This is a genomic window from Shewanella sp. 1311, from assembly GCF_059338235.1.
Map to the genome: position 1 here is coordinate 4666006 of NZ_CM181686.1, position 13131 is coordinate 4679136.

Annotated in this window: 7 protein-coding genes; 2 read left to right on the forward strand and 5 right to left on the reverse strand. The window is 48.4% G+C overall.

Annotated elements, in window-relative coordinates:
- Nucleotides 1-187: 187 nt before the first annotated feature.
- Nucleotides 188-1351 (forward strand): DcaP family trimeric outer membrane transporter, encoded by a 1164-nt coding sequence (locus AC5YB3_RS20555; RefSeq protein WP_494526061.1) that lies wholly within the window; start codon nucleotides 188-190, stop codon nucleotides 1349-1351.
- Nucleotides 1352-1430: 79 nt separating this feature from the next.
- Here the strand turns inward: AC5YB3_RS20555 and AC5YB3_RS20560 are convergent, their stop codons facing one another.
- From AC5YB3_RS20560 to acs, 3 genes are all read right to left on the reverse strand, one after another.
- Nucleotides 1431-1691 (reverse strand): GrxA family glutaredoxin, encoded by a 261-nt coding sequence (locus AC5YB3_RS20560; protein WP_006081259.1) that lies wholly within the window; start codon nucleotides 1689-1691, stop codon nucleotides 1431-1433.
- Nucleotides 1692-1751: 60 nt separating this feature from the next.
- Nucleotides 1752-3506 (reverse strand): DNA repair helicase RadD, encoded by a 1755-nt coding sequence (gene radD / locus AC5YB3_RS20565; protein ID WP_494526062.1) that lies wholly within the window; start codon nucleotides 3504-3506, stop codon nucleotides 1752-1754.
- Nucleotides 3507-3726: 220 nt separating this feature from the next.
- Complete coding sequence (gene acs / locus AC5YB3_RS20570) at nucleotides 3727-5679, reverse strand: acetate--CoA ligase (RefSeq protein ID WP_011846554.1); 1953 nt, start codon at nucleotides 5677-5679, stop codon at nucleotides 3727-3729.
- A 174-nt stretch (nucleotides 5680-5853) separates the two neighbouring features.
- Here acs and AC5YB3_RS20575 point away from each other — a divergent pair, with 174 nt between their 5' ends.
- The gene (locus tag AC5YB3_RS20575; protein ID WP_494526063.1) at nucleotides 5854-9294 is read left to right on the forward strand and encodes a hybrid sensor histidine kinase/response regulator; all 3441 of its coding nucleotides are present in this window, start codon (nucleotides 5854-5856) and stop codon (nucleotides 9292-9294) included.
- A 187-nt stretch (nucleotides 9295-9481) separates the two neighbouring features.
- On the opposite strand, the gene AC5YB3_RS20580 is transcribed toward AC5YB3_RS20575, so the two are convergent.
- The gene (locus AC5YB3_RS20580) at nucleotides 9482-11083 is read right to left on the reverse strand and encodes a methyl-accepting chemotaxis protein (RefSeq protein ID WP_427723995.1); all 1602 of its coding nucleotides are present in this window, start codon (nucleotides 11081-11083) and stop codon (nucleotides 9482-9484) included.
- Nucleotides 11084-11726: 643 nt separating this feature from the next.
- The gene (gene bioA / locus AC5YB3_RS20585) at nucleotides 11727-13109 is read right to left on the reverse strand and encodes an adenosylmethionine--8-amino-7-oxononanoate transaminase (protein WP_259545214.1); all 1383 of its coding nucleotides are present in this window, start codon (nucleotides 13107-13109) and stop codon (nucleotides 11727-11729) included.
- Between the last annotated feature and the right edge of the window lie 22 nt (nucleotides 13110-13131).

The window sequence follows — 13131 nt, forward strand, 5'->3', positions numbered from 1 at the left end:
AACTTCAATTCCCAGTACTAGATTTAATACCTTCGTTTTACTTATTTCGTTTCAAATATTTTCCTAACATATTATTTATCATGATATTTTCTACTTTTGTCTCATAGACCTATTGCCAATGTTTCTCACTTGTTAATTTGTCCATATTGGTTGCGGATAAATAATAACAATTGGGGAAAGACAAAAAATGAAACAAGCAAAACTAAGCTTGATGGGTAGTGCAATATTATTGGCATTAGCAAGTTCGGCCAATGCGGCATCACTAAAAGATACGGATGTTGAGTTTGGCGGTTATATCAAAGCTGACATTATGTTCAGTGATTACGGCAATGGCGCACCGGATTCGGGGGATCTCTCTAGGCAGTTTTATGTTCCTGGCACTATTTATGGAAAAGAGGGTAATGGCAATCAAGTCGTGGATTTTCAAGCTCGCGAAACGCGTTTTAATTTCAAAGCGACGACTGATGTTGATGGTCATAAACTTTCTGGCTTTATTGAACTCGATTTTATGACCCACACCGATGGTAATGAACGTACTTCCAACAGCTATTCGCCTCGTATTCGCCATGCATTTGTCTCCTATGACAATTGGACCGTAGGTCAAACGTGGACAACCTTCCAAAATGCTGCTGCGTTACCTGAGAATCTCGATTTTGTTGGTGCTGCCGACGGAACCCCGTTCGCCCGCCAAACGCTATTGCGCTATACCCAAGGTAATTTCCAATTCGCGATCGAAAATCCTGAAACCACAGTCACGCCAAATCAAGGCGGTGCCCGCATTACCAGTGGTAGCGGTGTCGTGCCCGATGTTATCGCGCGGTATAACCTCAAAACAGACGGCGGCGCGGCGTTCTCCTTTGCGGGTATTGCCCGTCAGTTGAATTTAGAAACTAAGATAGGTGCGACTCAGATTGATAGCTCAGCCCTAGGATATGGCGCAAGTGTGGCGGGCATTATTCAGGTCGGCAAAGATGATCTTCGCTTCACGGCCACCTATGGTGAAGGTTTAGGTCGTTATATGGCACTCAATTACATTAATGCGGGCGTGCTAGATGCTAACGGTGATATCGAGTCGATTCGTACTTTAGGTGGATTTGTGTCTTACCGTCATTGGTGGAATGAGCAGTGGCGCAACAGTGTAACCTTGTCAGGCATGCAAGCGGATAACGATGTGGCTTTAACCGGTTCAGGCGTGAATAAGGATGCTTATTCAGGCTATATCAACTTACTTTACTCGCCAAGCAAACCGCTGACCTTTGGGGTCGAGTATATGTATGCCAAGAACAGTAAAGAAAATGGCGATGATGGTGATTTGAGCCGCATTATGTTCTCGGCTAAGTATGTGCTCTAATCTTACTTGCTTGCGATAAAAACTAAAAAGGAGACCTTAGGTCTCCTTTTGCATTAAGCGGGTCACATATGTGTAGAGCTTAATCTAACAGATTGTTTTCGCGAACATATTGTTCGAAATCTGTGCAGCCACCGACGTGTTTCTCATCGACGAAAATCTGCGGTACTGTTTCAACTGGTTTACCAACAGTTTTCTCTAAATCTGCTTTAGAGATACCTTCTGCGTGGATATCGACATATCTGAACTTAAAGTCATCACGTTTTTCAACGAGTTGCTCAGATAATTGCACAGCACGAACGCAATAAGGACAGCCTGGACGGCCAAAAATAACAACGAACATAATAGCTCCTTAGGATTACTTTAGTCGTTTTATACCATAGGCCTAAGTGAATTGATAATGTCAGCCGTGTTTATTTTCAGTTTGATAGCGGCCTTGATAATCAAAATAGCTTTCGAGCAGATCCCAGCCTTTTTTATGTTTCTTCAGTAGCAAGAGATCGGGCATGCGGAATTTATCCACGTCGCTGATTAACTCTGCCACCTTAGTGTACTTTTTTGGTTTTAATCCCGGTGTACGGCTATGGGGAAAGATGAATAAGGCATATAGGGCTCGCCACTGGGCCGGCGTTTGCAATTTAAAGCGGAGATTGAATTCATTGCCGTCGATATCGAGGTATTGCACTTTTAGATTACCGTCATCGTCGATGAGCGTCATATGTTGGCAGCGGAACAAATGATGGTGCTGCTGGCTGAGCACTTGGCGAAGGCGTTTATCGGGATCGATGAGAGTCGATTGGCAGTGCTGGCAAATGCGCGCGGCAATATCATTCTCTTCACCGCAATCAGGGCAAGATTTAGATCTAAATCGAAAGTCGCACTGTAGCTTTTTACCTTGCTGTTCGACTATGCCCTGACAACGGCGACCAAAGTGTTCAATGATGTCGCCATCGTCGTCCGTGAGTCCCCAGAAAATATTGGCAAAATCACATACTGGGCAATGCACTTGCACGGGTACCGATTTACTGTTGGGTTTAGCTTGGCCGACCTCGGGGAAATACAAGTCATAACCATTGGCAGCATAGTCGATGATAAGACAATCTTTTTTACCTTCAGCGATTCGTAAACCACGGCCGATCATTTGTTGAAACAGACTGACTGAGGCGGTTGGGCGCAAAATCGCAATCAAATCCACATGGGGTGCGTCGAAGCCTGTCGTCAACACAGCCACGTTGACCAAAAACTTAAGCTCTTGGGCTTTAAAGCGTTCAATCGTCGCATCACGTTCATTGTCGTGCGTTTGTGCCGTGATAATGGCGCTCTGTGCAGCGTGAGCTTGGTTGAGTAGGCCAAAAATCTCATTGGCGTGACGCACCGTTGCCGCGAAGATGATAATGCCTTTTCTATGTTGGCTCAGTTCAATGAGCTGTTTCACTATCGCGGTAGTCGCGCGGCCGTAATGCCCCAGTAAATCGTTAACCTCGGCTTCAGCATACTCGCCATTGTCATTGGCTTTCAGTTGGCTGAAATCGTACTGGGCACTGAGGCCATCAAACAGCGTTGGTGCTGTGAGGTAACCTTGCTTAATGAGTGGCCTGATGGGTAGCTCGAACACACAATGTTCGAACACTGCATGTTCGGGAGATCCTACTTTGCCGTGATAGTGTTGCTGATAAATCCAGCCAGTGCCAAGGCGATAGGGTGTGGCGGTGAGACCGAGCAATCTTAGTTGGGGATTTTTCGTGCGTAAATGATTGAGCACTTGTTGATACTGGCTGGTTTTCTCAAGGCTGACTCTGTGGCATTCATCAATAATCACTAACGAGAACGGCTGGTCGAACTGGGTTAACCCCCGCGCCGCCGATTGAATGCTGGCGACGACGGTTTTCCCCTCAGTGGCTTTTTGATTGAGTCCCGCCGCATAGATACTGGCTTGTGCCGTGAGTAGGCCGACTTTCTCGGCATTTTGCGCGACTAATTCTTTCACGTGGGTGAGCACTAAGACTCTGCCTTTGGCGATGCGCGCCAGTTCAGCGATCACTATGCTTTTGCCAGCGCCTGTGGGCAATACGAGTACAGCGGAAGCTTGGCTTTGCCTAAAATGGGCGATGGCGGCATTAACCGCTTGCTGTTGATAGTCTCTGAGTTTGACTGACACGCTGATAAAAAATCTATGCTGAATAAAAGTGAGGTCGCAAGCTTAACATAACAGGCAAAAAAAATGCCCCTGGTTGGAGGGGCAAGCTAGAGAAAGGAGCAATCACACACTCTCTCAACAGGGTTCACTTTTAACCTGAGGTTTAAAAAGGGAGGTTCAGGTTACGCTTAGCCTATTGGGCATAAACTAAGCGTTGTGGACGTTGTTCGTAACTCGGATATTACTCAGTACGATTCAAGCGTGATTCAATCAAGGTTTCGATCACAGCTGGATCGGCCAAGGTTGATGCATCCCCTAAATTGGTCACTTCGTTAGCGGCAATCTTACGCAGGAAGCGGCGCATGATCTTGCCCGAACGAGTCTTAGGTAAGCCTGTCGCCCATTGGATGAGATCTGGGGTTGCCAGCGCACCAATTTCTTTACGGACCCATTGACGCAGCTCTTGACGTAGCTCTTCGGTTTCTTCAGTGCCGCGGGTTAGCGTGACATACGCATAAATACCTTGGCCTTTAATATCGTGTGGGTAGCCAACTACTGCAGCTTCTGCAACCAGTTCATGTGATACCAGCGCACTTTCTACCTCTGCCGTACCTAATCTGTGGCCGGATACGTTGATCACGTCATCGACGCGGCCTGTTATCCAGTAGTAACCATCTTCATCGCGACGGGCACCGTCACCGGTAAAATACATGCCACGGAAGGTTTTAAAATAGGTCAGTACGAATCGTTCGTGGTCGCCATATACAGTTCGCATTTGGCCCGGCCAAGAGTCGAGTAACACTAAGTTACCTTCGTTCTCACCCTCTAAAATATTCCCCATGTTATCGACTAAGGCAGGTTGAACGCCAAAGAACGGACGGGTCGCTGAACCAGGTTTAGTGTCGGTCGCCCCAGGCAGTGGCGTGATCAAAATACCGCCCGTTTCAGTTTGCCACCAAGTATCGACGATAGGGCAATGTTCATGACCTATGACCTCATGGTACCAACGCCATGCTTCTGGGTTGATGGGTTCGCCTACTGAGCCCATGATCCTCAAGCTGCTGCCATCGAACTTATCGAAGTGTTGTTTACCTTCGGCCATCAGCGCGCGAATTAAGGTTGGCGCTGTGTAAAGAATGCTCACTTTATGGCGGTCAATCATTTCGCCTAAACGGGCAGGGCTTGGATGATTCGGTACGCCTTCATGGATAAGCACAGTCGCACCATTGGCGAGTGGGCCGTAAACCATATAAGAGTGGCCAGTGATCCAACCCACGTCGGCGGTACACCAGTACACTTCGCCCGCTTTGTAGTCGAACACATACTCATGGGTCATAGACGCATAAACCATGTAGCCGCCAGTGGTGTGCAATACGCCCTTGGGGTTACCGGTTGAACCTGAGGTATACAGCAGGAATAACGGCGCTTCGGCATCCATTTCCTCTGGTTGGCAGTACTCAGATGCGGTTTCCATCAGTGAGTGCCACCACACATCTCGGCCTTCTACCCAATCCACTTTGCCACCCGTGCGTTTAAGCACGATGACTTTTTCAACGGTAGTGACATCAGGATTTTTTAAGGCATCATCGATGTTGCGTTTCAATGGGATAGCACGGCCACCGCGCATACCTTCATCTGAGGTAATAATGACTTTTGATTTGCCATCAATGACGCGAGAGGCGATAGAATCCGGTGAGAAACCACCGAAGACCACAGAGTGCACCGCGCCGATACGGGCACAGGCAAGCATAGCTACTGCGGCTTCTGGCACCATAGGCATGTAAATCGTGACTATGTCACCGCGGCGCACGCCTTGGCTGCGTAATGCGTTAGCGAATTTACACACATCTGCATGTAATTCACCGTAGGTAATTTTGCGTTGTTCGCTGGCGTTGTCGCCTTCCCAAATAATCGCCACGCGATCACTGTGCTCGGCTAAGTGACGATCTAAACAGTTGGCAGAAGCATTCAGGGTGCCGTCGTAAAACCAGTTGATCGATAAGTTATGATCATCAAAAGAGGTTTTTTTAATTTTGGTATAGGGTTTTATCCAATCAATACGCTTGCCGTGTTCTCTCCAGAAACCTTCGGGATTGACAATCGACTCTTGGTACATTGTTTTATATTTATCGTTGTTTACAAGTGCATTGGCAGCGATATTGCCGGAGACTTTGTAGAGAGACTGCGAGCTCATAGGGCTTCCCTTTTGAAAAATTGCGTGGACTGAGTATGGTATGCAAGGGGGCGGCAACTCCATTAGACCTTGGTCTAGTTTTAAATTTTCCTTTATATTTAGTCTGTTGCATTAAAAATCCGGCTAGATTTTAGACAGGTTTTATCGCACAATAATCAGAAAAAAGAGCAAAGTATGAATTTAACCTTAGTCGTCGCCGTTATTGCCGTCTGTTATGTCTCGCTTTTATTCCTATTAGCGTGGGGGGCGGAGCGTTGGTTTAGCCGGATCACCAAAAAGCTACAGGTCGGTATTTATGGCCTGAGCTTAGCGGTTTACTGTTCCTCGTGGAGTTTTTTAGGCACTGTTGGCCAATCGGCTAAGGATCTCTGGTCTTTTTTACCGATTTTTATCGGCCCAATTCTGATTTTTACCTTAGGTTTTGGCATGTTACGCAAGATGGTATTAGTGTCTAAGGCACAAAATATCACCTCAGTGGCCGACTTTATTGCCGCCCGATACGGCAAATCCCAAACCTTAGCCGCCTTAGTCACCTTAATCGCCTTGTTTGGCATCATGCCCTATATCGCCCTGCAGCTTAAGGCGATGGTGTTCAGCCTTAACCTGTTCCAACCCGCCGACGATCCCCTCGATGGCGTGACGATTCCGTTACTGATCACGTCTTTGTTAGCCATATTTGCCATTTTATTTGGTACCCGCAAACTCGATGCCACCGAGCACAATCCCGGCATGATGCTCGCGATTGCCTTTGAGTCTCTGGTGAAGCTCGCCGCATTTTTATTGGTCGGCGTCGTCATTAGTTTTGGGGTGTTCGATGGTTTTGGGGATATTTGGCAGCAGGCGAATGCGCAGTCGCTGATCAATTATCCCAATCCTCGTATTGAAGCCCTAATGCCTGAGTTACTTGTCGGAATGGCGGCGTTTTTGTGTATGCCAAGGCAGTTCCATGTGATGGTGGTGGAATGCGCCGATGAGTCTGTGTTGTCGAAAGGACGTTGGCTGTTTCCCATCTATTTAGCGCTTTTTGGTTTATTCGTTGGGCCGCTCGCCTTAGCGGGGAAAATTATCCTCGGCGATTCAGTGTCGGCCGATACCTATGTGATTAATTTGCCACTCGCTTTAGATCAACCTTTGCTGGCGGTGATTGCACTGCTGGGCACACTTTCGGCGGCAACCGGCATGGTGATAGTGGCGGTGGTGACTATTAGTGTGATGGTGAGTAACGAATGGCTGGTGCCTGTGATGCTGCGTACGGGCCATATCCGTGAGAAAAACTTCAGTCAGTTCTCGCAGCTACTACTCAATGCCCGCCGTTTGGCGATCGTGATCATTCTTGGCTTAGGTTATGGCAGTTATCTGGCCTTAGCCGACAGTGATTCCTTATCCCATCTCGGCATGTTGTCCTTCGGGGCTTTTGCTCAGTTAGCGCCCGCCTTAGTGGGCGGTCTCTATTGGAAACACGGCAATCGTGCTGGGGTGTTTTTAGGACTCGGGGTAGGCTTTACGCTGTGGTTTTACATTATGTTGCAGGGCATGACAGATGTGCAAAGTTCATCGGTGTTCTTGTCTGGCGTCGCGAGCGAGAAAGGCTTGCTAGATGCGATAACGCCCAATGTGCGTGATGCGCTGACGGCACTTTTTGCCAATATCGCCTGTTATATTTTGGGGTCGATTTGGTTTAGGGCGGGTGTGGCCGAGCGTATTCAGGCCAGTGCCATTGTCAGTCCTGGCAAGTTGAAAAACAGCGCCAATAAGAAAAATGGCCCGATTTCACAGCAGGATTTGCTTATTCTTGCCAGTCGATTCGTCAGCCCAACACGCGCCTACGAGAGTTTTAGCCGTTTCTCAATTGATGCCGTAAAAAGTGATAGTTGGCATAAAGCGGCGCCGCCAGAGCTGATTTTCCACACGGAACGTTTATTAGCGGGCGTACTCGGCGCCTCAAGCGCGGCGCTGGTGATGGATTCTGTGCTGCAAGGGCGTGATTTGGCGCTGGATGAAGTGTTCAGTCTAGTGGATGAAGCTTCATCGAAAATTATGCTCAGCCAAGACATGCTGCGCGGCGCGATTGAGCACGCCTATGAAGGCATGAGCGTGATAGATAACGATCTCAACCTAGTAGCTTGGAATTATAAATATGTGGAGCTGTATCAATATCCCGATGGATTCTTGCAGCAGGGCATGCCCATCAGCGAAGTGATCCGTTTTAATGCGGCGCGGGGTTATTGTGGTGAAGGTGAAATCGAACAGCAGGTTGAACAGCGGGTACAGCACATGCGTAATGGCACGCCGCACACTTCTGAGCGCCATCGCAGAGACGGTAAAGTGATTAAAATTCAAGGTAATCCCATGCCAGATGGTGGTTTTGTGATGACCTTTACCGATATTACTCAGTATCGCGAGCAGGAGCGGGCGCTGCTCGAAGCCAATGAAACCTTAGAAAGCCGCGTTAATGAGCGAACCTATGAATTAGCCATGTTGAACAGTGAGTTACTCGAGGCTAAAGCGCAGGAAGAAATCGCTAACGCCTCTAAGAGTCGCTTCTTGGCTGCTGTTGGCCATGATTTAATGCAACCGCTGAATGCTGCAAGGTTGTTTACCGCATCTTTATCTCAGTATCCCAATTTAGATCGCGAGGCCAGAACCACCTTATCCCATGTGAACAGCTCGCTTAAGATCGCCGGCGAGTTGCTCACCGATCTGCTGGATATTTCTAAACTCGATTCCGGCATGGTGGATGTTAATCGGCGTGACTTTGCGATTTCAGAACTGATCAATGGCTTATCCGTGGAGTTTGAGGCGATGGCTGCGGACAACCAAATCCGTTTTAAGATGATCCCATGCAGTGCGACTGTTAATTCTGATCCTTCGCTGTTACGGCGTGTCCTACAAAACTTTTTAACCAATGCCTACCGCTACGCCCGTGGTGGCAGAGTCTTGTTTGGTTGTCGCCATCGCGGTCATTACCTTGAGATCCAAGTGTTAGACACAGGCTGTGGTATCGATGAAAAAGAAACCCAAGAGATTTTTAAAGAATTCAAACGGCTGAATAATCCTAAGAGCAACAATGTCAGCGGATTAGGCTTAGGTTTAGCAATTGCCGATCGCATCAGTAAAGTGCTGGAACACGGTATTCAAGTCTCGTCCCATTTAGGGCGCGGCTCGGTATTCTCCATTTGTGTGCCGCTCGGGGAGACTGTACGTCAGCCGCAAGTGAAGGCGTTGCCATCGCTGCTGCAGCCGTTATCGGGTATCAAAGTGCTGTGTATCGATAACGAAGAGGCGATTCTGGCGGGCTTAGAAAGTCTATTAAGTCGTTGGCAATGTGAGGTTATTTGCGCAAAAGATTTATCCGATGCACGCATTAAGCTGGGGCTGAAAGGCGTCGCGCCCGATATTGTCCTCGCCGATTATCACTTAGATGATGGCCAAAATGGTGTCGATGCGATGGACGGTATTCGTGCCCTGTATGGCAAAGACTTGCCCGGCATTTTGATCACCGCCAATACCCGTAAAGAGCTGGTGGAAGATGTGCAACGCCGCGGCTATCACTATATGGCGAAAATGATAAAACCTGCCGCGCTGCGTGCATTGATTTCCAGCTTAGTGAAATGAGCTTAATCTGATCAGCTTAGTCAAATCAGATTAGAAACATGAGTTTAGTGGAGTCGGTACGTTAATCGAAAGTCTAGATAACCCGCGCAGTTGCTATGCGGACTATCTGGACTAAACACAGGGCTAAAAGTTTGGTTGGCTAAAGGTTTGTCATCGTTCTTTAGTTCATCCCTAATCAAGTGAATGATCAGAGTTTGAAAACGGCGAGTTTGCCATTTAAATTCAGTGATAACTCCGCCAAACTTTCACTTTCTTGGGCGAGATAGGTTGCCGATTCAGAGACTTCGAGCGCTGAGTTATTAATCCCGCACACGTTTCTGTTCATGTCTTCAGCGACCACACTTTGCTCTTCTGCGGCGGTAGCGATATGGGTCGCCATGTCACTCACATGTTTGATGTGAGCTACGATAAGCGATAAATCACTTCCCGCTTTTGCCGATTGACTCACACTGTTTTCTGCCAGCGCACGGCTTGCATCCATTGCTTTAGCGGCGCTCACGGCTCGTTGTTGCAATAATGAAATCGTGTTCTGAATTTCTTCGGTTGATTGTCTGGTGCGACTGGCGAGTTGTCTCACCTCATCGGCGACCACTGCAAACCCTCGTCCTTGCTCGCCAGCGCGGGCGGCTTCGATTGCCGCATTCAGTGCCAGCAAGTTGGTTTGGTCTGAAATCGCGCTGATCACTGAGGTGACCTCGCTGATCTGCATGACTTCCTCTTTGAGCATGTTCACTTGATCCGTCGCTTGCTCCACTTCTTTGGCGAGGGCATGAATTCCGTCCACACTGGCGTGAACATCTTGGTCGCCAAGGCCTGCTTCCCATGTGGCTTCTTTGGTATCTTTGGCCGTGCTCTCCGCATTATTCGCCACATCGGCGATAGTGGCGCTCATTTCATTCATGGCGGTGGCGAGCTGGGCAAGCTGATCCCGCTGATTATTCACCGCTTGATTGGTTTCCTCTGCGGTTGAGGCGATACGAGCCGAGGCCTGGGCAACATTATCCGCGCTATGACTCGCTTCCAGTAAGGTGCTACGAATCGAGCCAATGCTTTGGTTGATGTTGCGGGCTAAGGTGCCAAGCTCGTCTTTACCATAGACCTTTAATTGCGTGGTTAAATCCCCCTTTGTGATGGCGAGCATCGCCAGATTTACATCATCCAGTGGCCGAGTGATAGAGTGACTAATGGCATAACCTAGCCAAGCCATGAGCAAGATAAGCACTAATGTCGTGCCTCCCATGACAAAATACTCATGCCAAATGGTGGCTTCGATATCTTGGAGCAACATGCCTGAGCCCAAGATCCAGCCCCAAGGTTTAAATCCCATTACCAGTGACATTTTTTGCGCCGATTTACCGTTAGCTGTCGTCCAGCGGTATTCGACTAAGCCTTGTTTGCCATCACGGCCGAGTTCGACCATTTTGTACCAGTAGTTTTCTTCGCCTTGATTGCCCATTTGTTGGCCAACTAATTCTCTTTTGATGGGGTGGACGATGACGCGCCTCGATTCATCAATCACAAACAAGTAGTTATCATTATCAAAGCGCATGTCGTTCAACATGTCCTTGGCGGCTTGCTGTGCTTGCTCTAAGGGCAGTGATTGGGATAACGCCTGAATGCGGCTGCTGGCGAGGGACAATACGGCATTGAGCCGTGCCTCACGCTCCGCCATCAGATTATGCTTTAAAGCGGTAACAGAAATAACGAGTAAAATTAAGGCGCCTGCGAGGGCGATGATGAGCTGTAATGCGAGTTTGCGATTGACGGCTATGTCAGCGAGTTTGAACATATGATCTCCATGTCTTGGTGTAGCTATTTAAGCCATTCCTCAGCTCAATTTGTTGGCGGATATTGGCGAAAGATGTGTGGGGTAAAGTTAGCGATATAAGCATTGCTGGCTTTGGTAAAATTTCCAGTTGATGGATTAAATTAATCGGCTAAATTGCGGAGTTTTAATAGGAATTGTGAGCAATGTTGCAATTGCAACCTTAGCACTTTTAGCTATTGAGAGGATGCGAGGTTTGAAAAAGGGGTAATACCAACCGTATTAAATATCTGTTCATTCAGCGGGAGTTCAACGCGCTTTAGACAAGGCGAAGGCTTGAAGGCATAGTGGTGCTCTGTCGAAAGCCTTAAACGCAGTATAAAGCGCGTTGCTACGCCGTTAACATCAGCCGCCCTTCGGGAGCCTCACAGGCATCGCACTCCGGTGTTGCATTGACTTAAAAGGGAATAACCATTTCTGCGTCAATGCGCCTTGGATTGAGATGCCTGTGAGGCTCTGAACTGATTAGATATTTAATGTGATTGGTATAAGGTGACTGTCGAGTCACTTAACACAGCTGCTCAGTTTAACCCCAGCGCACCTAGAACGGTGCGCTGAGTGTTGTCTATTTTAAGGATTTTTATGTTGAAGGCTTATGCTGTTGGCATTAACCGTGGCTGATAAGTTGTGGCTCGGCACTGGCGGATGTTGCACTAATGCCTGCCGCGACTAGCTTCATCGCACCTGTGAGTTGGCTTAATTGCGCCGGGCTAATAACATAGGGCGGCATGATATAGATAAGGTCAGCGAAGGGGCGAACCCACACCCCTAAATCAACAAATTGTTGCTGTAGCTCAGCGGTATTGACGGGATCATGCATCTCTAACACGCCTACTGCCCCAAGTACTCGCACGTCTTTTACACTCGGTAAATCAATCGCATCCTTAAGTTCTAAGCGCATTTGCTGCTCGATAGCGGCCACTTGCGCTTGCCATTCATTGCGGTTGATTAAGTCTAAGCTCGCACACGCCGCCGCGCAGGCCAGCGGGTTGCCCATAAAGGTCGGCCCATGCATAAACACGCCAGCGGGAGATTGGCTGATTCCTTGGGCAACTTTATCGGTACATAGCGTTGCCGCTAGGCTGATGTAACCGCCCGTTAGCGCTTTACCTAAACATAAGATATCTGGAGTGATATTGGCGTGTTCATAGGCAAACAGCTTACCTGTACGGCCAAAGCCTGTGGCGATTTCATCTAAAATCAACAACACATCAAATTCATCGCACAGGGCGCGAATACCCGCTAAATAATCCGCGCTGTAAAAACGCATCCCGCCAGCACCTTGCATGATCGGCTCTATGATCACAGCGGCAATATCATGGTGATTTGCACTTAAAATGCTGCGCATTGCGGTTAAATCATCGGCTTGTAAGGCTTCGCCAAAGGCGGTTTGTGGTGCAGGCACAAAGGATTGTTTTGTTAGCGCATCGCCAAACATAGTGTGCATGCCACCTTCGGGATCGCACACGCTCATGGCGGCAAAGGTATCGCCGTGGTAACCCTTCTTAACGGTAAGAATACGTTGTTTTAGCGGCCGCTCTTTATGTGCGCTTTGCCCCTGCGAGCTCTGACCTTGCAAACACTTACCTTGTAAACTCTGGCCTTGCCAGTATTGCAGCGCCATTTTGATCGCCACTTCGACTGAGATAGAGCCAGAGTCGCATAAAAAGATTTTCGTCAGCGGCTCGCAGGTCATAGCGATAAGTTTTTTACACAGTTCAATGGCGGGTTCATGGGTGATGCCGCCAAACATCACATGGCTCAGCTGATGCAGCTGTTTTTCCATCGCGGTTAATATCTCGGGATGCGCATAACCGTGCACACAGGCCCACCATGAGCTAGTGCCATCGACCAGCTTGCGGCCATCGACGAGTTCGAGCTCGCAGCCCTTCGCACTATGTACACCAAAAACAGGAAGAGAACGGGTCATTGAGGTGTAAGGATGCCAAATATGGGCGCTATCAAAATCAAAATCGAGTAAATTGCGCATAAATGCTCACTAAGTTGGTGGT